The sequence below is a fragment of the Streptomyces sp. NPDC059201 genome (assembly GCF_042754585.1).
In the GTDB taxonomy this organism is placed as follows: Bacteria; Actinomycetota; Actinomycetes; order Streptomycetales; family Streptomycetaceae; genus Streptomyces.
In genome coordinates this window covers 783,804-806,106 of the sequence record NZ_JBHZBB010000002.1, presented here as the reverse complement: position 1 = coordinate 806,106, position 22,303 = coordinate 783,804, and the positions used below count along the sequence as shown (strand labels likewise).

The 22,303-nt window shown below is 73.0% G+C and carries 22 protein-coding genes; 7 read left to right on the top strand and 15 right to left on the bottom strand.

Features of this window, described 5'->3' with window-relative positions; genetic code table 11:
• The first annotated feature begins 15 nt into the window (after positions 1 to 15).
• On the top strand, positions 16 to 651 hold the full coding sequence (locus ACFXMG_RS09470; protein WP_383822378.1) for a TIGR03085 family metal-binding protein: 636 nt from the start codon (positions 16 to 18) through the stop codon (positions 649 to 651).
• On the opposite strand, the gene ACFXMG_RS09465 is transcribed toward ACFXMG_RS09470, so the two are convergent.
• The 10 genes from ACFXMG_RS09465 to hisD all read right to left on the bottom strand — a co-directional run bounded on the left by ACFXMG_RS09465 (position 648) and on the right by hisD (position 8,359).
• Positions 648 to 1,901, bottom strand: a complete 1,254-nt coding sequence (locus ACFXMG_RS09465) for an MFS transporter (protein WP_383822381.1) — start codon at positions 1,899 to 1,901, stop codon at positions 648 to 650. The genes ACFXMG_RS09470 and ACFXMG_RS09465 overlap by 4 nt on opposite strands.
• Positions 1,898 to 2,485 (bottom strand): winged helix-turn-helix domain-containing protein, encoded by a 588-nt coding sequence (locus ACFXMG_RS09460; protein ID WP_383822383.1) that lies wholly within the window; start codon positions 2,483 to 2,485, stop codon positions 1,898 to 1,900. Before ACFXMG_RS09460 ends, ACFXMG_RS09465 begins: the two co-directional genes overlap by 4 nt.
• A 118-nt stretch (positions 2,486 to 2,603) precedes the next feature.
• Positions 2,604 to 3,359 (bottom strand): imidazole glycerol phosphate synthase subunit HisF, encoded by a 756-nt coding sequence (hisF, locus tag ACFXMG_RS09455; RefSeq protein WP_383822385.1) that lies wholly within the window; start codon positions 3,357 to 3,359, stop codon positions 2,604 to 2,606.
• Positions 3,359 to 3,742 carry a RidA family protein gene (locus ACFXMG_RS09450; protein ID WP_383822387.1) on the bottom strand — a complete coding sequence of 128 codons (384 nt, stop codon included), beginning with the start codon at positions 3,740 to 3,742 and terminating at the stop codon, positions 3,359 to 3,361. The genes hisF and ACFXMG_RS09450 overlap by 1 nt, the downstream gene beginning before the upstream one ends.
• Positions 3,739 to 4,476: a bifunctional 1-(5-phosphoribosyl)-5-((5-phosphoribosylamino)methylideneamino)imidazole-4-carboxamide isomerase/phosphoribosylanthranilate isomerase PriA gene (gene priA, locus ACFXMG_RS09445; protein WP_383822390.1), complete on the bottom strand. Its 738-nt coding sequence runs from the start codon at positions 4,474 to 4,476 to the stop codon at positions 3,739 to 3,741. Before priA ends, ACFXMG_RS09450 begins: the two co-directional genes overlap by 4 nt.
• A gap of 2 nt (positions 4,477 to 4,478) precedes the next feature.
• The gene (gene hisH, locus ACFXMG_RS09440) at positions 4,479 to 5,126 is read right to left on the bottom strand and encodes an imidazole glycerol phosphate synthase subunit HisH (protein WP_383822393.1); all 648 of its coding nucleotides are present in this window, start codon (positions 5,124 to 5,126) and stop codon (positions 4,479 to 4,481) included.
• Positions 5,123 to 5,287 (bottom strand): hypothetical protein, encoded by a 165-nt coding sequence (locus ACFXMG_RS09435; protein ID WP_383822396.1) that lies wholly within the window; start codon positions 5,285 to 5,287, stop codon positions 5,123 to 5,125. The genes hisH and ACFXMG_RS09435 overlap by 4 nt, the downstream gene beginning before the upstream one ends.
• 2 nt (positions 5,288 to 5,289) lie before the next feature.
• On the bottom strand, positions 5,290 to 5,883 hold the full coding sequence (gene hisB / locus ACFXMG_RS09430) for an imidazoleglycerol-phosphate dehydratase HisB (protein WP_046907028.1): 594 nt from the start codon (positions 5,881 to 5,883) through the stop codon (positions 5,290 to 5,292).
• The gene (locus tag ACFXMG_RS09425; RefSeq protein WP_383822399.1) at positions 5,880 to 7,016 is read right to left on the bottom strand and encodes a histidinol-phosphate transaminase; all 1,137 of its coding nucleotides are present in this window, start codon (positions 7,014 to 7,016) and stop codon (positions 5,880 to 5,882) included. The genes hisB and ACFXMG_RS09425 overlap by 4 nt, the downstream gene beginning before the upstream one ends.
• Positions 7,013 to 8,359: a histidinol dehydrogenase gene (hisD, locus tag ACFXMG_RS09420; protein ID WP_383822402.1), complete on the bottom strand. Its 1,347-nt coding sequence runs from the start codon at positions 8,357 to 8,359 to the stop codon at positions 7,013 to 7,015. The genes ACFXMG_RS09425 and hisD overlap by 4 nt, the downstream gene beginning before the upstream one ends.
• Positions 8,360 to 8,553: 194 nt before the next feature.
• Here hisD and ACFXMG_RS09415 point away from each other — a divergent pair, with 194 nt between their 5' ends.
• From ACFXMG_RS09415 to ybaK, 4 genes are all read left to right on the top strand, one after another.
• Positions 8,554 to 10,149 (top strand): oxidoreductase, encoded by a 1,596-nt coding sequence (locus tag ACFXMG_RS09415; protein WP_383822405.1) that lies wholly within the window; start codon positions 8,554 to 8,556, stop codon positions 10,147 to 10,149.
• Between the two features lie 301 nt (positions 10,150 to 10,450).
• Positions 10,451 to 11,518: a hypothetical protein gene (locus ACFXMG_RS09410; RefSeq protein ID WP_383822408.1), complete on the top strand. Its 1,068-nt coding sequence runs from the start codon at positions 10,451 to 10,453 to the stop codon at positions 11,516 to 11,518.
• 11 nt (positions 11,519 to 11,529) lie between these two features.
• Entirely contained in the window at positions 11,530 to 12,267 is a 738-nt protein-coding gene (locus tag ACFXMG_RS09405) for an LON peptidase substrate-binding domain-containing protein (RefSeq protein WP_383822411.1), read from the top strand.
• Between the two features lie 26 nt (positions 12,268 to 12,293).
• A complete protein-coding gene (gene ybaK / locus ACFXMG_RS09400) occupies positions 12,294 to 12,791 on the top strand; it encodes a Cys-tRNA(Pro) deacylase (RefSeq protein ID WP_383822414.1) in 498 nt (165 codons plus the stop codon).
• A gap of 21 nt (positions 12,792 to 12,812) precedes the next feature.
• Here the strand turns inward: ybaK and ACFXMG_RS09395 are convergent, their stop codons facing one another.
• From ACFXMG_RS09395 to ACFXMG_RS09380, 4 genes are all read right to left on the bottom strand, one after another.
• A complete protein-coding gene (locus ACFXMG_RS09395; RefSeq protein ID WP_383822417.1) occupies positions 12,813 to 13,427 on the bottom strand; it encodes a DUF2567 domain-containing protein in 615 nt (204 codons plus the stop codon).
• A gap of 34 nt (positions 13,428 to 13,461) precedes the next feature.
• Positions 13,462 to 14,286 carry an ABC transporter permease gene (locus ACFXMG_RS09390; protein ID WP_383822420.1) on the bottom strand — a complete coding sequence of 275 codons (825 nt, stop codon included), beginning with the start codon at positions 14,284 to 14,286 and terminating at the stop codon, positions 13,462 to 13,464.
• A gap of 100 nt (positions 14,287 to 14,386) precedes the next feature.
• On the bottom strand, positions 14,387 to 15,370 hold the full coding sequence (locus tag ACFXMG_RS09385) for an ABC transporter ATP-binding protein (RefSeq protein WP_383822422.1): 984 nt from the start codon (positions 15,368 to 15,370) through the stop codon (positions 14,387 to 14,389).
• A gap of 11 nt (positions 15,371 to 15,381) precedes the next feature.
• Positions 15,382 to 16,671: an NYN domain-containing protein gene (locus ACFXMG_RS09380; protein WP_383822425.1), complete on the bottom strand. Its 1,290-nt coding sequence runs from the start codon at positions 16,669 to 16,671 to the stop codon at positions 15,382 to 15,384.
• 235 nt (positions 16,672 to 16,906) lie between these two features.
• Between ACFXMG_RS09380 and ACFXMG_RS09375 the strand changes: the two genes are divergently transcribed.
• Positions 16,907 to 17,080 carry a hypothetical protein gene (locus ACFXMG_RS09375; protein WP_383822428.1) on the top strand — a complete coding sequence of 58 codons (174 nt, stop codon included), beginning with the start codon at positions 16,907 to 16,909 and terminating at the stop codon, positions 17,078 to 17,080.
• Positions 17,081 to 17,181: 101 nt separating this feature from the next.
• Here ACFXMG_RS09375 and dnaE read toward each other — a convergent pair whose 3' ends face one another.
• Entirely contained in the window at positions 17,182 to 20,724 is a 3,543-nt protein-coding gene (gene dnaE, locus ACFXMG_RS09370) for a DNA polymerase III subunit alpha (protein WP_383822431.1), read from the bottom strand.
• A gap of 177 nt (positions 20,725 to 20,901) precedes the next feature.
• Here dnaE and ACFXMG_RS09365 point away from each other — a divergent pair, with 177 nt between their 5' ends.
• The gene (locus tag ACFXMG_RS09365; RefSeq protein ID WP_383822434.1) at positions 20,902 to 22,236 is read left to right on the top strand and encodes a DUF2252 domain-containing protein; all 1,335 of its coding nucleotides are present in this window, start codon (positions 20,902 to 20,904) and stop codon (positions 22,234 to 22,236) included.
• The last annotated feature ends 67 nt before the right edge of the window (positions 22,237 to 22,303 follow it).

The following is a 22,303-nucleotide window of genomic DNA, read 5'->3' as shown; positions in this document are numbered from 1 at the left end:
CGTACGCTGGCGGGCATGTCGACCCATGCCAAGCGTGAACGGCTTCTGCTCGCTGATCTGTTGGAGGCCGCCGGTCCGGACGCCCCGACCCTGTGCGAGGGGTGGCGCACCCGGGACCTGGCGGCGCATGTGGTGGTGCGGGAGCGGCGGCCGGACGCGGCGGCCGGGACGGTCGTACCGGCGCTGAAGGAGCGGCTCCAGCGGGTGCAGGACGAGTTCGCCGGGAAGCCGTACGAGGAGCTGATCCAGCTCGTCCGTACGGGTCCCCCGCGCTTCTCCCCGTTCACGATCAAGCAGGTGGACGAGGGCGCGAACGTGGTCGAGTTCTACGTCCACGCGGAGGACGTCCGGCGGGCCCAGGCCGGCTGGTCGGCGCGGGAGCTGGACCCGGTCTTCGCGGACGCCCTGTGGTCCCGCCTGGAGAAGGCCGCCCGGCTGCTGGGCCGGAAGGCGCCGGTCGGCCTGGTGCTGCGCCGGCCGAACGGGCAGACGGTCGTCGCCCACCGCGGCACCCCGGTGGTGACGGTCTCCGGGGAGCCGGGCGAGCTGACGATGTACCTGTACGGGCGAACCGACGTCGCGAAGGTGGGCCTGGAGGGCGAGCCGGACGCGATCGAGCTGCTGAACGCGACGAAGCAGCTGGGGCTCTAGCCCGCCCCGGCCGGTCGGCCCTGGGGGAGTTCGGCGCGGCGCACCGCGCGGACCGCGAGGGCGTAGACGCCGGAGAGGGCGCAGACCGCGGCGCTGACGACGAAGACCGGGCCGGGGCCCCAGGCGCCGATGGCGGCGCCGGTGACCGGGTAGCAGAGCGGGGCGATGCCGAGGCTCCCGAGACCGGCGACGGCGCTCACCCGGCCGAGGTACGCGGGGTCGCACTCGGTCTGGATCAGGGCGTTGCACAGCGCCCCGGAGAATCCGGCGAGCAGGCCGATGGAGAGGCCCGCGAGGAAGGCGACGGCGAGCTGGGGGACGTAGGCGAGCGCCCCGATGGATACGGCTCCGAGCACCATGGTCCAGCCCATGACGACGCCCGCCCTGGCGATGTGGCCCTTGACGGTGAGGAGCAGGGAGGCGCCGCCCGCGCCGACGCCGAAGCCGGCGAGGACCCAGCCGATGCCGGAGGCGCCCCAGCCGCGCTGCTCGGCGAGGATGGCGAGACCGACGTTGAGGGGGCCGGTGAAGCCGAGGTCGCTGAGGAGCACGACGATCATCAGCGGGCCGAGCACCGGGTGGCCGCGGACGTAGCGCAGGCCGTCGGCGAGGTCGCGCAGCGCGGTGCCGCCCGGCGCCTGGTCCTCCCGCGGCAGCGGGCGGAGCCTGAGCGCGGCGAGCAGGGGCAGGGAGAGCGCGAAGAGGACGCCGGCGACGCCGAAGGCGCTCTCGGTGCCGCCGACGGCGACGGCGAGGCCGCCGAGCGGGGCGCCGAGGATCGAGCCCATGCGGGAGGCGAGGCCGCGCATGCCCTGGACGCGGGCGAGCTGGTCGCGCTCGGCGATCCGGGGCGGCAGGGCGCCGACGGCCGGCAGGAAGACGGCGTCGACGGCGCCGAAGACGAGGGCGACGGCGGCGAGCGCCCACAGGCCCGGCGCGGCGAGGAACAGGAGCGCGGCGAGGCCGAGGGTGACGAGGCAGCGGACGGCGTCGGAGGCGATGACGACGCGGCGCGGTCCGAGCCGGTCGGCGATCACTCCCCCGAAGAGCATGAGCAGCGCGCGGGGCACGGCGGCGACGGCCATGACGAGCCCGGCCTGGGCGGGGGTGCCGCTGGTGACGGCGGACCAGGAGAGGGCGAGGTAGAAGACGCTGTCGCCGAGGGTGGAGGCGGTGTAGGCGCCGAGCCAGCGCAGGACCTGGGGGCTGCGGTGGGCGGGCCGGGCGGGGGCCTCGGTGAGCGCGGTCACGGGCGGTAGGGGAAGCCGTGGAGGTGGACGGCGACGTTCTCGCGGCCCTCGGTGTCCCCGGCGGCCTCGGCGGCGCGGGCGGCCTGGTCGTACTTCTGGAGGACGGCCTCCAGCTCGGCGCCGAGGGCGGCGAGTTCGGCAGCGGTGAGGCGGGGCAGCCATTCGGAGCTGATCGAGGCGGAGCGCCAGGTCTCGGACCAGGTGAGGCGCTCGTCCAGGAAGCGGGCGTGCATCTCGGCCCGCTGCTCGCTGACGGTACGGCCGAAGGCGGCGCTGGCCGCGGCGAGTTCGGGGGCGTCCTTGACGTCCGCCTCGTTGATGCGGAAGCCGTAGGAGCTGGGCTGCCACCAGCGTTCGCGCCCGTCGGCGGACTGCGTCTCGGCCTCCTCGATGAGCCCGCCGTCGGCGAGCTTGCGCAGGTGGTAGCTGACCAGGGAGACGGCCTCGTCGACCTGGTCGGCGAGCTGCGAGGCGGTCGCGGTGCGGGCCACGAAGAGGGCCCGGTAGAGGCGCATGCGCAGCGGGTGCGAGATGGCCTTGAGGGTGCCGAGCTCGGTGATCCGGCGGGTCTCGGAGGAGGTCATGCCCACGACCGTAGGCAGGAAGGAAAAGTTGCGCAATAAATTTTGCACAAATAATCCTGTGCATCTGGGTGACGAAAAGGGCCCCCGAGGGGGCCCTTCCCATAAACGGAACGATGCCTCAGCGGACCTCGTGGCCCGCGTCCCGCAGCGCGCCCTTGACCTCGCCGATCCGCAGGTCGCCGAAGTGGAAGACGGAGGCGGCGAGCACCGCGTCCGCTCCCGCCGCGACGGCCGGCGCGAAGTCGGCGAGCTTGCCGGCGCCGCCGGAGGCGATCACCGGCACGGTCACGTGCTTGCGCACCGCCGCGATCATCTCGGTGTCGTAGCCGTCCTTGGTGCCGTCCGCGTCCATCGAGTTGAGCAGGATCTCCCCCGCGCCCAGCTCGGCGGCCCGGTGCGCCCACTCGACGGCGTCGATGCCGGTGCCCCTGCGGCCGCCGTGCGTCGTCACCTCGAAGGAGCCGGAGGCCGTGCGGCGCGCGTCCACCGACAGTACGAGGACCTGCCGGCCGAAGCGCTCGGCGATCTCCTGGATCAGCTCCGGGCGGGCGATGGCGGCGGTGTTGACGCCCACCTTGTCCGCCCCGGCCCGCAGCAGCCGGTCGACGTCCTCGGCGGCACGCACGCCGCCGCCGACGGTGAGCGGGATGAAGACCTGCTCGGCGGTCCGGCGCACCACGTCGTAGGTGGTCTCCCGGTTGCCGGAGGAGGCGGTGATGTCGAGGAAAGTCAGCTCGTCGGCGCCCTCGGCGTCGTACAGCTTGGCCATCTCGACGGGGTCGCCGGCGTCCCGCAGGTTCTGGAAGTTGACGCCCTTGACGACCCGGCCGTTGTCCACGTCCAGGCAGGGGATGACCCGTACGGCGAGACCCATCAGGCTCCCTCCCCCCGGTACGCCTCGACCTCGACCTCGACGACCATGGCGGGGTCGACGAAGCCGGAGACGATCAGCATCGTGGCGGCGGGCCGGACGGCGTCGAAGAGGGCCTTGTGGGCGCGGCCCACCTCGTCCACGTCACCGGCGTGGGTGAGGTACATGCGGGTGCGGACCACGTGCTCGGGGCCGAGACCGGCCTGCTCCAGCGCCTTGAAGGCGACGCCGAAGGCGGCCGTGGCCTGCTCGTACGGGCCGCCGGCGTCGGCGGCGGTGCAGCCGGAGACGAGGACCAGGCCGTTGGACAGCCGGACCGCGCGGGAGTAGCCGACGACGTCCTCGTAGGGGCCGCCGGAGGAGATGCGGGTGACGTCGGCGCTCATGCGGTCGCCACCGCCTGAAGGGCCTCCTCCAGGGTGAACGCCCGGGCGTAGAGCGCCTTGCCGACGATCGCGCCCTCGACGCCCAGCTCCGTGAGCCCGGCCAGGACGCGCAGGTCGTCCAGGGAGGAGACGCCGCCGGAGGCGACGACGGGCTTGTCGGTGGCCGCGCAGACGTTCTTCAGCAGCTCGACGTTGGGGCCGGTGAGGGTGCCGTCGCGGCCGATGTCGGTGACGACGTACCGGGCGCAGCCCTCGGAGTCGAGGCGGGCGAGCGTCTCGTAGAGGTCGCCTCCCTCGCTGGTCCAGCCGCGGCCCTTGAGGGTGGTGCCGCGCACGTCGAGGCCGACGGCGATCTTGTCGCCGTGCTCGGCGATGACCTTGGCGACCCACTCGGGGGTCTCCAGGGCGGCGGTGCCGAGGTTGACCCGGGTGCAGCCGGTGGCGAGCGCCGCGGCGAGCGAGGCGTCGTCGCGGATGCCGCCGGAGAGCTCGACCTTGATGTCCATGGCCTCGGTGATCCGGCGGACCAGGTCGCGGTTGTCGCCGGTGCCGAAGGCGGCGTCCAGGTCGACGAGGTGGAGCCACTCGGCACCGGAGCCCTGCCAGGAGAGGGCCGCCTCCAGCGGGGAGCCGTAGGAGGTCTCGGAGCCGGACTCGCCGTGGACGAGCCGGACGGCCTGGCCGTCGCGGACGTCGACGGCGGGGAGGAGTTCGAGCACGCTTCTCGACGGCACAGTCACAGGGTTCCGATCCAGTTGGTGAGGAGCTGGGCGCCGGCGTCGCCGGACTTCTCGGGGTGGAACTGGGTGGCCCACAGGGCGCCGTTCTCGACGGCGGCGACGAAGGGCTCGCCGTGCGTGGCCCAGGTGACCTTGGGGGCGCGGATGTTCTTGTTGCCGACCTCCAGGGTCCACTCGCGCGCCGCGTAGGAGTGCACGAAGTAGAACCGGGCGTCGGCGTCCAGGCCGGCGAAGAGCTCGGTGTCGGCGGGCGCGTCGACCGTGTTCCAGCCCATGTGGGGGACGACGGGGGCGTTCAGCGGCCCGACCGTGCCGGGCCACTCGTCGAGGCCCTCGGTCTCCACGCCGTGCTCGATGCCGCGCTCGAAGAGGATCTGCATGCCGACGCAGATGCCCATGACGGGGCGGCCGCCGGAGAGCCGGCGGCCGACGATCCAGTCGCCGCGGGCCTCCTTGAGCCCCCGCATGCAGGCGGAGAAGGCGCCGACGCCGGGGACGAGGAGCCCGTCGGCGTTCATCGCCTTCTCGTAGTCGCGGGTGATCTCGACGTCGGCGCCGACCCGGGCGAGCGCGCGCTCGGCGGAGCGGACGTTGCCGAAGCCGTAGTCGAAGACGACGACCTTCTTGGGGGTGCTCGTCGTCATGACCACACGTCCAGCCGCAGCACGCCGGCGGAGAGGCACATCACCGCGCCGAGGGAGAGCAGCACGATGAGGCCCTTGGGCATCTGCTGTTTGACGAAGGAGTAGATGCCGCCGAGCAGGAAGAGCCCGACGACGATCAGGATGGTGGACAGACCGGTCACGGTTACAGCGCGCCCTTCGTGGAGGGGAGGATTCCGGCGGCGCGCGGGTCGCGCTCGGAGGCGTAGCGCAGGGCGCGGGCGAGCGCCTTGAACTGGCATTCCACGATGTGGTGGGCGTTGCGCCCGTACGGCACGTGGACGTGCAGCGCGATCTGCGCCTGGGCCACGAAGGACTCCATGATGTGGCGCGTCATGGTGGTGTCGTACGAGCCGATCATCGGCGCCATGTTCTCGGGCTCGGTGTGCACGAGGTAGGGGCGGCCGGAGAGGTCGACGGTGACCTGGGCGAGGGACTCGTCCAGCGGGACCGTGCAGTTGCCGAAGCGGTAGATGCCGACCTTGTCGCCGAGCGCCTGCTTGAAGGCGGCGCCGAGGGCGAGGGCGGTGTCCTCGATGGTGTGGTGCGAGTCGATGTGGAGGTCGCCGTCGGTCTTCACGGTCAGGTCGAACAGACCGTGCCGGCCGAGCTGGTCGAGCATGTGGTCGTAGAACCCGACCCCGGTCGACACATCGACCTTTCCGGTGCCGTCGAGGTCGATCTCGACGACGACGGAGGTCTCCTTGGTGGTGCGCTCAACGCGGCCTACGCGGCTCATGCGTCCTGCTCCTTCTTCAGCTCACGAACCGCGTCGAGGAACGCGTCGTTCTCTTCGGGGGTGCCGGCGGTGACCCGCAGCCACCCCGGTACGCCGTTGTCCCTGACCAGGACGCCCCGGTCGAGGATCCTCCGCCAGGCCGCGTGGGAGCCCTCGGCTCCCTCGAAGCGGCCGAACTGGACGAAGTTGGCGTCGGAATCGGTGACCTCGTAGCCGGTCGCGCGCAGCTCGGCGACGAGGCGGTCGCGCTCGGCCTTGAGCTGTTCGACGTACCCGAGGAGGGTGTCGGTGTGCTCCAGGGCGGCGAGCGCGGTGGCCTGGGTGACGGCGGAGAGGTGGTACGGCAGGCGGACCAGCTGGACGGCGTCGACCACGGCCGGGTGGGCGGCCAGGTAGCCGAGGCGGAGCCCGGCGGCGCCGAACGCCTTGGACATGGTGCGGGAGACCACCAGGTGCGGCCGGCCCTCCAGGAGGGGCAGCAGCGAGTCGCGGTGGCTGAACTCCACGTACGCCTCGTCCAGCACGACCAGCGAGGGCTTCGCGGCCTGGGCGGCCTCGTACAGCCGCTCCACGACCTCCGCCTCGACGGCGGTGCCGGTGGGGTTGTTGGGCGAGGTGATGAAGACGACGTCGGGCCGGTGCGCGGCGACGGCCGCCTCGGCGGCCTCGACGTCGATGGTGAAGTCCTCGTTGCGCGGCCCGGAGATCCAGCCGGTGCCGGTGCCGCGGGCGATCAGGGCGTGCATCGAGTACGAGGGCTCGAAGCCGATCGCGGTGCGGCCCGGGCCGCCGAAGGTCTGGAGCAGCTGCTGGAGGACCTCGTTGGAGCCGTTGGCGGCCCACACGTTCGCCACGCCCAGCGGGTGCTTCCCGGTACGGGTGAGGTAGCGGGCCAGCTCGGTGCGGAGCTCCACCGCGTCCCGGTCGGGGTAGCGGTTGAGGCCGCGGGCGGCCTCGGCGACCCGCTCCGCGATCCGGGCCACCAGGGGCTCGGGCAGCGGGTAGGGGTTCTCGTTGGTGTTCAGCTGGACGGGGACGTCGAGCTGGGGGGCGCCGTAGGGCGACTGGCCCTTCAGCTCCTCGCGGATCGGCAGGTCGTCGATCCCGATGGTGTCGTCGTTCGTGTCGCTCACTTGCTCTCGGGCACCTTCCAGCCGAACCTGGCCTTGATCGCGGCGCCGTGGGCCGGGAGGTCCTCGGCCTCGGCGAGGGTGACCACGTGATGGGCCACGTCGGCGAGCGCGTCGCGCGTGTAGTCCACGATGTGCACTCCGCGCAGGAAGGACTGCACGGAGAGGCCCGAGGAGTGGCAGGCGCAGCCGCCGGTGGGCAGGACGTGGTTGGAACCGGCGCAGTAGTCGCCGAGGGAGACCGGCGCCCAGGGGCCCACGAAGATCGCGCCCGCGTTGCGGACCCGGTCGGCGAGGGCGGCGGCGTCGGCCGTCTGGACCTCCAGGTGCTCGGCGCCGTAGGCGTCGACGACCTTGAGGCCGTCCTCCAGGTCGGTGACGAGGACGATCGCGGACTGCCGGCCGGCGAGCGCCGGGGCGATCCGGTCCTCGACGTGCTTGGAGGCGGCGACCTGCGTCTTCAGCTCGGCCTCGACGGCCTCGGCGAGCGCCTCGGAGTCGGTGACGAGGACGGAGGCGGCCATCGGGTCGTGCTCGGCCTGGCTGATCAGGTCGGCGGCGACGTGCACCGGGTCGGCGGTGGAGTCCGCGAGGACCGCGATCTCGGTGGGGCCGGCCTCGGCGTCGATGCCGATGCGGCCCTTGAGGAGGCGCTTGGCGGCGGCGACGTAGATGTTGCCGGGGCCGGTGACCAGGTCGACGGGGGCGCAGCCGGGCTCGCCGTCGGTCCCGCCTTCGGTGCCGTACGCGAACATGGCGATGGCCTGGGCGCCGCCGGCGGCGTAGACCTCGTCGACGCCGAGGAGGGCGCAGGCGGCGAGGATCGTCGGGTGCGGCAGGCCGCCGAACTCCTTCTGCGGCGGGGAGGAGACGGCGACGCCCTCGACGCCCGCCTCCTGGGCCGGGACGACGTTCATCACGACGGAGGACGGGTAGACGGCGCGGCCGCCCGGCACGTACAGGCCGACGCGGTCGACCGGGATCCACTTCTCGGTGACCGTGCCGCCGGGCACGACCTGGGTGGTGTGGGTGGTACGGCGCTGGTCGCGGTGGACCTTGCGGGTGCGCCGGATCGACTCCTCCAGGGCCGCGCGGACGGCCGGGTCGAGCTCGGCGAGGGCGCGGGCGACGGCCTCGGCGGGGACCCGCAGGCCCTGGACGCGGACGCCGTCGAATTTCTCCCCGTAGTCGATCACCGCGGCCGCGCCATGATGCCGTACGTCCTCGCAGATCGGCCGCACCGTCTCCAGGGCGGCTTCCACGTCGAACTCGGCACGGGGCAGCAGGTCGCGCAGGGCGGAACCCTCGGGGAGGGCCTCGCCGCGCAGATCGATTCGAGAGATCACGGGTCAATTCTCTCAGACGGGAATCGGGCCCGGACGCCCGTATCACTGGCTGATACACGCCACGCCGGCGTCTCCTCGCCACTCCTGACCGTTAGCGTTCAGCCCGTCACAGTGCGGGAAGAACGACTGTACGAATCCACGACTCCCGGAAAGCGGAGTGGTGGGAGCGCATCGGGGAGAGCGAGGGGGCGGCAGTGACCGAGCCGCACGAGGACGGGATGCCGGCGGATCTCACGGGCCCGGAGCGGGCCGTGTGGCAGGCGTTCCGGATCGGCAGGACCTGCGATCTGACGGAGGGGGTGCAGGAGCGGGACGACCCGTTCGGGGAGCTGCCGTGGGGGCCGGAGCGGAGCGTGCGCGCCGACGTGGTGGCGGCGCTGCTGCTCGACGGACCGCAGGCGCGGTCGGGCCGGGTGGCCGCGCTGAAGCTGCGCGGGGTGCGGATCACCGGCGTGCTGGACCTGGCGGGCGGGTCCATAGCGCCCTATGTGGAGCTGCACGGCTGCCGCTTCGACGGCGAGGTGGTGGTGCCCGAGGCGCGGTTCGGCACGTTGCGGATGGTCGGCTGCGCGCTCCCCCGCCTGGAGGCGGCCCGGCTGCACACGGAGGGCGATCTGCACCTGCCGCGCTGCCGGGTGCGGCGGGGCATCCGGCTGACGGACGCGCAGATCGGCACGGACCTGCTGATCAACCAGATCCAGGTGTGGCCGGACGCCCGCGGGCGGGCGATCACGGCGGACGGCATGGTGGTGGCGCAGGACCTCCAGGCCGAGCTGATCGAGACGTACGGCGAGTTCAGTCTGCGCGGGGCGAAGGTCGGGGTCTCGCTCAGCCTGCGGGGCAGCGTGCTGCGCGCAGCCGAGCGCCGGCGCGCGCTGAACGCCCCGCAGCTGACGGTGGAGCGGACGCTGTATCTGAACACGGCGTGGGTGTACGAGGGCGACGGCCGGTCCACGGCGACCCCGCCCTACGGGGTGGCGCCGGTGCGGGACGCCCGGCGCAAGCCGGCCGAGTTCCACGGCGGGGTGCGGCTGGACGACGGGCGGTTCGGGGACGCGGTGGACCTGCACCACGCCCGCTTCCTGCTGAGCGGGGCGCGCCGGGAGGAGCTGTCGCTGCGCCGGATCGTCACCCCGGAGCTGAGGTTCAACGGGGAGCGGCCGGAGGAGGGCCGGGTGGTGCTGAACGGCGCGAAGGTGGTGACGCTGATCGACCTCTCCACCAGCTGGCCGGGCCCGGGCGGGCTGGCGATGAGCGGCTTCGTCTACGAGAACCTGGTGCCGTACGGACACTTCCCGCTGGCCCGGCGGCTGGAGTGGGTGGCGGCGGCGACCCCCGAGTACGCGCCGGAGCCGTACGAGCGGCTGGCCGCCGTGCTCCGCACCAGCGGGGAGGACGCGGACGCCCGGGAGGTGCTGCTCGCCAAGCAGCGGCGCAGACGCGAGACGCTGCCGGTCGCGGGGAAGCTGTGGGGGTACGTCCAGGACTGGACGGTGGCGTACGGCTACCGCCCCGGCCGGGCGGCGCTGTGGATGGCGGTCCTGTGGGCGGCGGGCACCCTGGCCTTCTCCCGGTACGACCCGGTCCCGATCAAGGCGGGCGAGGGCCCCGCGTGGAACGGCACGCTGTACGCCCTCGACCTGCTGCTCCCGGTGATCACCCTGGGCCAGGACGGCTACTGGCGCCTGGAGGGCGGCTGGCAGTGGACGGCCGCGGCCCTGATCCTCCTCGGCTGGATCCTCGCCACGACGGTGGCGGCGGGCGCCTCCCGGCTGCTGCGCAGGGGCTGAGGGGCGGGCCTCCCCTCCCGCGCCCGGCGTGCGGGGCCCGGCCGCTGCGCAGGGGCTGAGGGGGCGGGCCTCCCCTCCCACGCCCGGCGTACGGGGCCCGGCCGCTGCGCAGGGGCTGAGGGGGCGGGCCTCCCCTCCCGCGCCCGGCGTACAGGGCCCGGCCGCCTGCCCGGCCCACCCCACCCGCCCCGCCCGCGGGCCCGGGTGCGTGACGGGCGGGGGGAGAGGGGGTGAGGTCCGGGTGAAGGGAGGGTAGTGGAGCGGCCTCGGAAGGGCGCTCGGTGGGAAGATACGTCCTGCCATGTCCTTCTTCCGCGCCCTGGTCGGCACCGCCCGTTCGGCCCGGCACGCCCCGCGTCTCGCCGCCGGGCTCACGCCGGACGACGACGTGTTGCTGGACGCCCCGGACGCCCGGCTCTCCCCCGCGCTCGTGGCCGCCGCGCTCGGCGACCCGGAGCCCGCGGCGAAGCTGCTCGCCACCACCCGGGACACCGGGGAGTGGGAGGACCGGGACCGCTACGTGACACGGCTCGCCACCTTCGCGTACAGCAGGGGCGGCTGGCTGGACCGGTGGCGGGAGGCCGCCCCGCACGACCCCGACGCGCTGCTGGTGACCGCGCAGCTCGCGGTGCGCCGGGCCTGGGAGTCGCCGGCCCGGGCGGAGCGGCTGCGCGAGCTGGACCCGCTGCTGCGGCCGCTCACGGAGGAGGCCGGGCGCGACCCGGTGCCGTGGCGGCTCGCGCTGGACCACGCGCGCGGGGCGCACGCCGGGCACGCGGTCTTCGAGGGGCTGTGGGAACAGGCCCTGCTCCGCTCCCCGCACCACTACGGCTGCCACGTCGCCGCGCTGAAGTACCTGTCGGCGCAGTGGTACGGCTCGCAGCGGGCGGCGTTCGACTTCGCGGAGCAGGCGGCCGACGACGCGGCGCCGGACTCCCTGGTACGCGCCCTGCCGGTACGCGCCGCCTACGAGGCGCTGCGCCCGCTGCCGGGCCCCGGACGGACAGCGGCAGCGGCAGCGGCGACGGCGGCGGAGCACCCCGCGGCGGACGGGGCGCGGATCGACCGGGCGGCGGACCGGGGCCTGGCGCTGTCGGCGGCGTTCACGGCGGGCGATCCGTGGCCCGCGGAGGTGCGGAACCTGCTGGCGCACGTGCTGGTGGAGCGCGAGCGGTGGGAGGAGGCGCTGGCCGAGTTCGGCCGGACGGGGCCGTACGCCACCTCCTTCCCGTGGGCGGTCGGCGGCCACGATCCGCTGCGCCGGTTCCTGGCCACCCGGGACCGGACGAGGGCGGAGCTGGCACGCCGGACTCCGCTGTGGGGACGGGCTGGGGGAATCCCCGGACGGAGCGGTCCGCCCGGCCATTAGGCTTGGCCGCTGTGACCTCCGCTCGCCTGCCCCTCTTTCCGCTCAACGCGGTGCTGTTCCCGGGCCTCGTGCTGCCGCTCAACGTCTTCGAGGAGCGGTATCGCGCCATGATGCGCGCCCTGCTCGACATCGACGCCTCCGAGCCGCGGCGCTTCGCCGTGGTCGCGATCCGGGACGGGCACGAGGTCGCGCCGACCGCGCCCGGGATGCCGGACCCGACCGCGCTGCCGGAGAAGGGCCCGGCCGCGGGCTTCGGCCCGGACCCGATCAGGAGCTTCCACCCGGTGGCGTGCGTCGCGGACGCGGCGAGCATCCGGCAGCGGGGGGACGGCTCGTACGAGGTGATGATCACCGGCACCACGCGGGTGCGGCTGCGTGCCGTGGACGCGAGCGGCCCGTTCCTGACGGCCGAGACCGAGGAGCTTCCCGAGGAGCCGGGCGAGGAGGCGGAGGCGCTGGCCGAGGGCGTGCTGCGGGCCTTCCGCGCCTACCAGAAGCGGCTGGCGGGGGCGCGGGAGCGGTCGCTGACCACCTCGGAGCTGCCCGACGACCCCTCGGTGGTGTCGTATCTGGTGGCGGCGGCGGCCATGGTGGACGTACCGACGAAGCAGCGGCTCCTGGAGGCGCCGGACACGACGGTCCGGCTGCGCGAGGAGCTGGCGCTGCTGCGCGCGGAGACGGCGGTGCTGCGGCACCTTCCGTCGCTGCCGGCGGTGGAGCTGACCCAGGCGCCCACCCACCCGAACTGACCGACCGAGGGAACCGAGGACGCCCCGTGGCGAAGAAGAAGCAGAAGAACGGCGGAGGCACCCCGGCGACGGTGGCCCTGGCCGCGGCCGGCACGCCGTACACCCTGCACGCCTACGACCACGACCCGGCGACGCCGTCGTACGGCGAGGAGGCGGCGGAGGCGCTGGGCGTCACGCCCGACCGGGTCTTCAAGACGCTGGTGGCGGACGTCGACGGGGAGCTGACGGTGGCGGTGGTGCCGGTCGCGGGGCAGCTGGACCTGAAGGCGCTGGCCTCGGCGGTCGGCGGCAAGCGGGCGGCGATGGCGGACCCGGCGGCGGCCGAGCGGACGACCGGCTACGTCCGGGGCGGGATCTCGCCGCTGGGGCAGCGCAAGCGGCTGCGTACCGTGCTGGACTCCTCGGCCTCGGCGCACGGCACGATCTGCGTCTCGGCGGGCCGCCGGGGCCTGGAGGTCGAGCTGGCCCCCGCCGACCTGGCCGCCCTCACCTCGGCGGTCCTTGCCCCGATCGGCCGCGGCTAGGACCGGGTCCGCCCGGGGGCGTCAGTGCCTGGGGGCGCCCCAGGGGTCCGGCTCCGGGTCGCGGGGGCCGAAGACGCCGGTCAGGACCAGGTGGACGACCATCGCGGCGAGCGGCCAGGCCAGCATCGCCGCGGCGCCCATCTGGAGCTTCAGCGGGGCGTCGAAGACGACCTCGGGACCGACGGCCTTGGCGTGCGCGATGACGTCCGCGGTCGGCCCCAGCTTGGTCCCCAGCCACCAGGCGAGCAGCGAGCCGAGGACGCCGCCGACGGCGAGCCCGATGACCAGCGGGACGCCGCCCTTGCGGCGGGCCAGGAAGACGGCGAGTCCGGCGACCGCGCCGAAGGCGAGGGCGAGGAGGACGAAGGTGCCGTCGGCGCCGATCGCGGCCTCCCCCTCGGAGTCCCGCAGGTAGACGCCCTTCCCGTCGGAGATCAGCTGGACCGTCGGGGCGAGCCACACCCAGAGCGCGCCGAGCACGGCGCCCGCGACCGCGGAGGCGGCCGTCACCACGAGGCCCTGGAGGACCTCGGCCGCGGTGATCGGGTCACCGGCCGGTCCCTCGTACGGCGGGGGCGGCGGGGGCCATGCGGGATCGTGCGGCGGCTGCTGGGAGGGCGTCAGGGGTGCGGTCACCCCGCCATCGTGCCAGGTGTGCCTGTGGCCCGCCTCAGCGGACCGCGGCCCTGCGGTAGGCCCAGGTGGCGACGGCCAGCGACAGGACGCCGACGGCGCCGCAGACGGCCAGGTCGAGGGCGACGGCCGCCCAGTCGGGGTGCGGGTCGAAGGCGCGGGCCAGCGCCTCGACGCCGTACGTGGACGGCAGCAGGTCCCGCGCCCAGCCGATCGGCTCCGGCATCCGCTCGCCGGGGAGCACGCCGAGGAGGAGCGCGGCGGACATGCCGAGCTGGCCGAGGAGGGTGGCCAGTTCCTGGCGGGGGGCGAGCAGGCCGAGGGCGGCGCCGAGCCCGGCGAGGGCGGCGCCGGAGAGCGGGACGACGGCGGCGAGCAGCCACAGGTGGCCGAGCGGCAGCCCGAAGAGGACGGCGCCGGTGACGGCGGTGACGAGCGTGCCGGGCACGGTGAAGGAGGCGTACGCGCCGGCGGCGCCGAGCACCACGGCGGCGGGCGGCACGGGCAGGGTGGCGTAGTGGTCGAGGCCGCCGGTGGCCCGGAGCTGCCCGAAGTACTGGGCGAGCAGGTTGAGGGCGACGAAGGCGACGACGAGGACGGTCGAGCCGGCGACGACCGCGCGGGCCTCGGAGCCGCCGTCGACGACCCCGCGCATCAGGATCATGATCCCGATGGACTGGAAGGTGGCGACGAAGAGCAGCGGGATGCGGGCCACCCGGGCCCGGCTGAGCTGCGCCTTGTAGACGGCGGCGAGGGAGGGCAGCAGCCGGGCGGGCGGGGCGAGGGGCGCGGCCTCCTCGGCGTCCCGGGCCCCGGTGGCCGGCACGCCGGCCGGCAGGGCCTCGGCGGGCAGGGTGCTCAACGCGGACAGCTCCTGGGGGTGACGTGCGGTACGTGGGGGGTCACGCCGGTGGTGCGGGAGGCGTTCGAACGGACGGAGGGGCTGGACGAGCCGAAGAGGTTCACGCCTTCACCAGCCCTTCGCGGGCGGCGCCGCCGAGGGCGAGGTAGACGTCCTCCAGGCTGGGCGTGGCGAGGGTGAAGTCGTCGAGGGCGGCGAAGGCCGCGCCGCCGGTGACCGCGGCGACGGCGGCGCGGGCCGCGTCGGGGGCGAGGCGGAGGATCCAGCGGCGGCCGGACTCCTGGGCGAGCTCGCGCAGGGCGGCGACCTCGGGGAGGTCGAGCGGGGCGGACTCGCGCCACAGCAGCTCGACGCGGACCTCGTCGGCGACACGTTCCTTCAGCCCGGCGGGGGTGTCGCAGGCGATCACCCGGCCGCGGTCGAGGACGGCGACCCGGTCGAGGACGGTCTCGGCCTCGATGACGTTGTGGGTGACGAGCAGGACGGTGGTGCCGTGCTCGGCGCGGCGGCGGTCGACGGCGGCCCAGACCGCGCGGCGGGCGATCGGGTCCATGCCGGTGGTGGGCTCGTCGAGGACGAGCACGGGGCGGTGGCCGACGAGGGCGGTGGCGAAGCAGGCGAGCCGGCGCTGGCCGCCGGAGAGCTTCTTGAGCGGCCGGCCGGCCAGCTCGCCGAGGCCCAGCTCGTCGAGGACGGCGTCCCGCTCGGCGCGCGCGTCGGCGGCGGTGAGGCCGCGCAGCCGGCCGGTGGTCTCGGCGGCGAGGGCGACGGTCAGCTCGTCGAGGGCGGTGGACTCCTGGCCGAGGTAGGCGAGGAGGCGGGCGGCGCGCTCGGGGTGGCGGACCAGGTCGTGGCCGAGGAGCTCGACCGTGCCGGAGTCGGGGCGCATCAGCCCGGTCAGCTGGCGCACCAGGGTCGACTTGCCCGCTCCGTTGGGCCCGAGCAGGCCGAAGATCTCGCCGCCGCGCACGTCCAGGTCGATCCCGTCGGTGGCCCGCACCTCGGGGGTCGCGGGAGCGCCCCGCCTGCCGCGCGTGGCGGGGTACGTCTTGACCAGTTCCCGCACCACGCACACCGTACTCACGGGGGAAGAGCCTACGGGGTCGCCGGTCCGGGTCCGGGCGCGGGGGCGTGTTCGGTGGCGGCGCGGACGTCGATCTCGCGCCAGAAGCCGGCGCGGATGGCGTAGCGGTCGTGCTCGTCGATCTGGTCGTCCTTGTGGGCGAGGAGGCCGAAGCGGGCGGCGTAGCGGAGCAGTTCGCCGTCGATGCGGTGCGGGATGCGGGGGTAGAGGACGGAGAGGCCCTGGACGTGGCTCTGCTCGGGGAGCCGCTCCAGCCAGCGCCGGGCGAACACCTGGCCGACCTCGAAGGGGTCGCCGCCGACGGTGGTGATGTCCTCCTCGCGGTCGGCCCAGCGCTGCTCGGCGCTGGTGAGCTGGGCGAGGGTGGGCAGCGAGGCGGTCTCGGGCGGTTCGCCGAGGGCGGTCGCGGGCCGTTCGACCCAGCCCCGGTCGGAGGACCAGCGCAGGGCGCTGGCGGTCTGGGGTGCGGTGGGGTGCGGGGCGGCGGCGGGGCGCAGTCCGGCGAGGTCCTTGGGGGTGGGGACGGTCTTGCCGGCGGTGGGGGCGGGGACGGCGGGCCCGTGCCCGTCGGCGGAGGGTACGGGGCTTCCGCCGGGGGCCGGCCGCCCGTTCCGTACGGCGGCGGCCGCGGCGGCCTCGGCGGCCCGTTCGGCGGAGGCGAGGGCGGCCTCGGGCAGCGGGGCGGAGAGGATGGCGGCGATCTCGGGGCGGGGCACCGGCGGCGGGGCGCAGATGCCGGTGAGGTCCTTGGCGCGGACGGCCCGGGTGATCCAGGTCCGGTCGAGGACCCGGCGTTCGTCGGCCTCGGCGACCAGGTCCTCGGACTGGTTGTAGTCGCCGTCGGCGGCCTGGACGGCCCAGAGGTGGACGGCGACGCCGTGTTCCTTGGCGGACATGAGGCCGGGGAGCAGGTCGCCGTCGCCGGTGACGAGGACGATGTCGGTGCAGGCGCGGTTGCGGGCGAGCTCGGTGAGCTCGGTGTGCATGGCCGCGTCGACGCCCTTCTGGGCCCAGCGGCCGTCGCTGCGGGTCAGGGCGCCGAGCCGGACGGTGACCCGGGGCATCACGCGCAGCCGGCGGTGCTCGGGCTGGGGCACCCGGTCGGGCGCGCCGTCGAACCAGTAGATCCGCAGGAGCGGGAGGCCGGTCTCGGTCTCGGCGCGTTCCCTCAGCTGCTGGATGAGACCCGCGTGGTCCACGCTGATGCGGGAGCGGGCCGGTTCCCCGGCGAGCAGGCTGGCGGCGGCCCCCAGCAGATAGCCGGCGTCCACCAGTACGACGCATCGGTCCACGTGCTCCACCCTCTTTCGGATCTCGGCCGGACTCGGGATCTCAGGTGTTCCGGGTTCCTTCGAGTCTGCCCGAAGGCCAGGGGGTTGACGGCCGGAACTGGATCATCGGCGTGGCGGAGTGCCGGCCCGCCTTCGCGAGGGGCGTCCTCACGCACCGTAATGATCCAACATGCGGCGGTTTGTCCCGTGTGTGAGTCTGACAGCGGCTTTGGCCCCTAGATCCCTTCGAGGAGGCATCACCCCCATGGCCAAGAACCGCAACCAGAACCGTCAGAAGCAGCAGTCGTCGCCGGCCGAGCGCGGTGCCCAGCAGGCGCAGCAGTCGTCGATGGAGTCACAGGCCGAGAGCCGCGCCTCCCAGGTCACCCCCGGTGACATGGCGCGGAAGGGCCGTCAGAAGCGCTTCGGCCACAACTGACGCCCGTACACGGCAAAGGGGCGCGCCCGTGACGACGGGCGCGCCCCTTGCGCGTGTGCGCGGCCGGGCGGTCGACGGCCGGGCGGTGCGCGGCCGGGCGGCTATCCGGCCAGGCAGGACGGGCCGAGCAGCACCTTGAGGTCGCCGAAGAGGGCGGGGTCGGCCGTCACCCGGTGCCGGTCGAGGCGGAGCACGGTGGTGGAGCGGGGGCCCTGGAGCTTGATCCGCACCTCGGTGTTGCCCTTGTGGTGGCGGAGGATCTCGTCCAGTCGGCTCACCATCGGAGGGGTGACCTTGAGGGCGGGGATGGTGAGGATCACGGGGGCGTTGGTCCCGGCGTTGGAGAGGTCGGGGACCATCAGCTCCATGGCGACCAGACGGGGGATGTCCTCGCGCTTGTCGAGCCGGCCCTTGACGAAGACGACGGCGTCCTCGACGAGCTGGGTGGAGACCAGCTGATAGGTGGCGGGGAAGAACATGCACTCGATGGAGCCGGCGAGGTCCTCGACGGTGGCGATCGCCCAGGCGTTGCCCTGCTTGGTCATCTTCCGCTGGAGGCCGGAGATGATGCCGCCGATGGTGACGACCGCGCCGTCGGAGTGCTCGCCGCCGGTGAGCTGGGAGATGCCCGCGTCGGTCTTGTCGGAGAGGACGTGCTCCAGGCCGAAGAGCGGGTGGTCGGAGACGTACAGACCGAGCATCTCGCGCTCCTGCGCGAGGAGGTAGGTCTTGTCCCACTCGTCCTCGGTGAAGGTGACGTCGAGGCCGAAGCCGGGCTCGTCGCTCGTCTCCTCGCCCATGCCGCCGAAGAGGTCGAACTGGCCCTCGGCCTCCTTGCGCTTGACCGCCACCACGTTGTCGATCATGGGTTCGTGCTGGGCGACGAGGCCCTTGCGGGTGTGGCCCATGGTGTCGAAGGCGCCGGCCTTGATGAGCGACTCGATGGTGCGCTTGTTGCAGACCACGGCCTCGACCTTGTCGAGGAAGTCGGGGAAGGTGGCGTACTTCCCCTTGGCCTTGCGGCTCTTGATGATCGACTCGACGACGTTGGAGCCGACGTTCCGCACGGCGGTGAGGCCGAAGAGGATGACGTCGTCGCCCTGGGCGGCGAAGTTCGACTCCGACTCGTTCACGTTCGGCGGGAGGACCTTGATGCCCATGCGGCGGCACTCGTTGAGGTAGACCGCGGACTTGTCCTTGTCGTCCTTGACCGAGGTCAGCAGGCCGGCCATGTACTCGGCGGGGTAGTTCGCCTTGAGGTAGGCGGTCCAGTAGGAGACCAGGCCGTACGCGGCCGAGTGGGCCTTGTTGAAGGCGTAGCCGGCGAAGGGGACCAGGACGTCCCAGAGCGCCTGGATGGCCTCGTCGCTGTAGCCCTTCTCCTTGGCGCCCGCCTGGAAGATGGTGAAGTTCTTCGCCAGCTCCTCGGGCTTCTTCTTGCCCATGACGCGGCGGAGGATGTCGGCCTCGCCGAGCGAGTAGCCGGCGATGATCTGGGCGGCCTTCTGCACCTGCTCCTGGTAGACGATCAGGCCGTAGGTGACCGCGAGCACCTCTTCGAGCGGCTTCTCCAGCTCGGGGTGGATCGGGGTGATCTCCTGCTGGAGGTTCTTGCGCAGGGCGTAGTTCGTGTGCGAGTTCATGCCCATCGGGCCCGGCCGGTACAGGGCGGACACGGCGGAGATGTCTTCGAAGTTGTCGGGCTTCATCAGCCGGAGCAGGGACCGCATGGGGCCGCCGTCGAACTGGAAGACGCCGAGGGTGTCGCCGCGCTGGAGCAGTTCGAAGGTCTTCGGGTCGTCGAGCGGCAGGGCCAGGAGGTCGAGGTCGATCCCCTTGTTGGCCTTCACCATCTTGACGGCGTCGTCCATGATCGTGAGGTTCCTGAGGCCCAGGAAGTCCATCTTGATCAGGCCGAGCGACTCGCACTGGGGGTAGTCCCACTGCGTGATGGTGACGTTGTCGGTGTGCCGCACCCAGATCGGGGCGTGCTCGACGATCGGCTCGCTGGACATGATCACGCCGGCCGCGTGCACGCCCATCTGGCGGACCAGGCCCTCGACGCCCTTGGCGGTGTCGATGACCTTCTTCACGTCGGGCTCGTTCTCGTACATCGCCCGGATCTCGCCCGCCTCGCTGTAGCGCGGGTGCGAGGGGTCGGTGATGCCGTTGAGGTCGATGCCCTTGCCGAGGACGTCGGCGGGCATGGCCTTGGTGAGCCGGTCGCCCATGGCGTAGGGGTAGCCGAGGACGCGCGCGGAGTCCTTGATGGCGTTCTTCGCCTTGATCTTGCCGTAGGTGCCGATCATGGCGACCTTGTCGGCGCCGTACTTCTCGGTCACGTACCGGATCACCTCGACGCGCCTGCGCTCGTCGAAGTCGATGTCGACATCGGGCATGGAGACGCGCTCGGGGTTGAGGAAGCGCTCGAAGATCAGGCCGTGCGGGATGGGGTCGAGGTCGGTGATGCCCATGGCGTACGCGACGATCGAGCCGGCCGCGGAGCCTCGGCCGGGACCGACGGCGATGCCCTGCTTCTTCGCCCACATGATGAAGTCGGCGACGACGAGGAAGTAGCCGGGGAACCCCATCTGGATGATGACGTCCATCTCGTACTCGGCCTGCCGCTGCCGGTCCTCGGGGACGCCTCCGGGGTAGCGGCGGGCCATGCCGCGCCGCACCTCCTCCTTGAACCAGGTGACGTTGGTGTAGCCCTCTTCCGGGATGTCGAACTTCGGCATGAGGTCGCGCGGCTCGAACATGCCGGCGGTGTCGATCTGCTCGGCGACCAGGAGGGTGTTGCGGCAGCCCTCCTGCCAGGCGTCCGAGGAGTCGATGGCGTACATCTCGTCCGTGGACTTGAGGTAGTAGCCGGTGCCGTCGAAGCGGAAGCGGTCCGGGTCGGAGAGGTTCTTGCCGGTCTGGATGCAGAGCAGGGCGTCGTGGGCGGTCGACTCGTGCGCGTACGTGTAGTGCGAGTCGTTGGTGACCAGCGGCGGGATGCCGAGCTTCTTGCCGATCTCCAGGAGGCCGTCGCGGACCCGGCGCTCGATCTCGATGCCGTGGTCCATCAGCTCCAGGAAGTAGCGGTCCTTGCCGAAGATGTCCTGGTACTCGGAGGCCGACTTCAGGGCCTCGTCGAACTGGCCGAGGCGCAGCCGGGTCTGGAGCTCGCCGGAGGGGCAGCCGGTGGAGGCGATCAGGCCCTCCGACCACTGCGCGATGGTCTCCTTGTCCATCCGGGGCCACTTCTGGAGCCAGCCCTCGGCGTAGGCGTCGGAGGAGAGCTTGAAGAGGTTGTGGAGTCCGGTGGAGTTCGCCGCCCAGATCGTCTTGTGGGTGTAGCCGCCGGAGCCGGAGACGTCGTCCCGCTTCTGGTGCGGCTGACCCCACTGGATCTTGCGCTTGTTGCGCCGGGACTCGGGGGCGACGTACGCCTCGATGCCGATGATCGGCGTCACGTCCGCCTTCTTCGCGGTGTGGAAGAAGTCGTACGCGCCGTGCAGGTTGCCGTGGTCGGACATGGCGATATGGGTCATGCCCATCTCGTTGCACGCGTTGAACATGTCCTTCAGCCGCGCGGCACCGTCCAGCAGGGAGTACTGGGTGTGGACGTGGAGGTGCGTGAAGGGCGGCTTGGTCACGGCGCGGGGTCTCCGTAGCGGTCACAGGGGTGGCTGGGGGGACCGTGGAAGTCTACGTCGCCGGACCGACTGTCGGCGGGCACTCGGGCTCCGTGCCGTTCGTTGGGGAGCGTGGAACGCGTGTCCACATTGTCGTGAACATTCCCGCCGTACGTCCGCCACCAGGAGGCACCCTCGATGTCGGTCCCCCAGCCCACCGCCGCCGAGCGCGGTGAGCAGATCCTCACCGTCTTCGACACCGCCTTCGGCGAGCTGCTCGCCGCCGACCCGGCCGCCTTCAGGGTCAAGTTCCGGAAGATGGCCGGCTCCGCCTTCGCCTTCTACCGGGGCACCGCCTGCCTCTTCTACAAGGACCTGGAGGGGGAGGCCGACGGGGGCCCGTTCCTGGACGAGCGGACCGGCCGGGTGTGGATCCACGGCGATCTGCACGCGGAGAACTTCGGCACCTACATGGATGCCAACGGGCGGCTGATCTTCAACGTCAACGACTTCGACGAGGCGTACGTCGGCCCCTTCACCTGGGACCTCAAGCGGCTCGCCGCCTCGCTCGCCCTGATCGGGTACGCCAAGGCGCTGAGCGACGAGCAGATCAGCCACCTGGTCCGGATCTACGCGGCGTCCTACCGGGAGCGGATCCACGCCCTGGCCACCGGAGACAAGGAGCCCTCCGCCCCGGGGCGGCCCGGCTTCACCCTGGAGACCGCCGACGGCGCGCTGCTCGGGGCGCTGCGCCAGGCCCGCGCGATGACCCGCTTCGGGCTGCTGGACTCGATGACCGAGATCCGGGAGTACGAGCGCCGCTTCGCGTCCGGCGGCGGGGCGATCGAGCTGGACGCGGCGACCCGCTACAAGGTGCTGGCGGCCTTCGACGGCTATCTGGAGACCCTGCCGGAGTCCTCGCTGGTGCGCCCCGACTCGTACCGGGTGAAGGACGTGGTCGGGCGGCGCGGGATCGGCATCGGCTCGGCCGGCCTCCCCTCGTACAACATCCTCCTTGAGGGGCACAGCGACGCCCTGGAGAACGACGTCGTGATCTACATGAAGCAGGCGCAGACCCCGGCGGTCTCGCGGCACGTGACGGATCCGGCGGTGCGGGGCTACTTCCGGCACGAGGGGCACCGCACGGTGATCTCGCAGCGGGCGCTCCAGGCGCACGCGGACCCGTGGCTGGGGTGGACGGAGCTGGACGGCGCCGGGCAGCTGGTGGCCGAGGTGTCGCCGTACGCGGTGGACCTGGACTGGTCGGACATGGACGACCCGCAGGACATCGCGGCGACCGTGGACGACCTGGGGCGGGCGACGGCGACCATGCACGCGGCGGCGGACGAGTCCAGCGGCCACTCGCTGGTGCCGTTCTCCACGGAGCTGGCCATCGACACGGTGATCGCGGCCGACGAGGAGGGCTTCACGGAGCTCCTGGTCGAGTTCGCGCACGCGTACGGGGCACGCGCGCGTGCGGACCACCAGATCTTCGTGGACCTCTTCCGGAACGGGCGGATACCGGGCCTCTGACGGGTCCGCCCGGCGGGCGAGGGCTGCCTGTAGGCGGAGTCACAGCTTCTCCTTAGGGACCCCTTAT

What these genes read in the sequence shown, in the direction of transcription:
- ACFXMG_RS09375 (WP_383822428.1), top strand. Translation starts at nt 16,907, where the DNA reads ATGGCCAAGAACCGCAACCAGAACCGTCAGAAGCAGCAGTCGTCGCCG.
- hisF (WP_383822385.1), bottom strand. Translation starts at nt 3,359, where the DNA reads ATGGGTCTCGCCGTACGGGTCATCCCCTGCCTGGACGTGGACAACGGC.
- ACFXMG_RS09460 (WP_383822383.1), bottom strand. Translation starts at nt 2,485, where the DNA reads ATGACCTCCTCCGAGACCCGCCGGATCACCGAGCTCGGCACCCTCAAG.
- ACFXMG_RS09365 (WP_383822434.1), top strand. Translation starts at nt 20,902, where the DNA reads ATGTCGGTCCCCCAGCCCACCGCCGCCGAGCGCGGTGAGCAGATCCTC.
- ACFXMG_RS09410 (WP_383822408.1), top strand. Translation starts at nt 10,451, where the DNA reads ATGTCCTTCTTCCGCGCCCTGGTCGGCACCGCCCGTTCGGCCCGGCAC.
- ACFXMG_RS09470 (WP_383822378.1), top strand. Translation starts at nt 16, where the DNA reads ATGTCGACCCATGCCAAGCGTGAACGGCTTCTGCTCGCTGATCTGTTG.
- hisH (WP_383822393.1), bottom strand. Translation starts at nt 5,126, where the DNA reads ATGACGACGAGCACCCCCAAGAAGGTCGTCGTCTTCGACTACGGCTTC.
- ACFXMG_RS09450 (WP_383822387.1), bottom strand. Translation starts at nt 3,742, where the DNA reads ATGAGCGCCGACGTCACCCGCATCTCCTCCGGCGGCCCCTACGAGGAC.
- hisB (WP_046907028.1), bottom strand. Translation starts at nt 5,883, where the DNA reads ATGAGCCGCGTAGGCCGCGTTGAGCGCACCACCAAGGAGACCTCCGTC.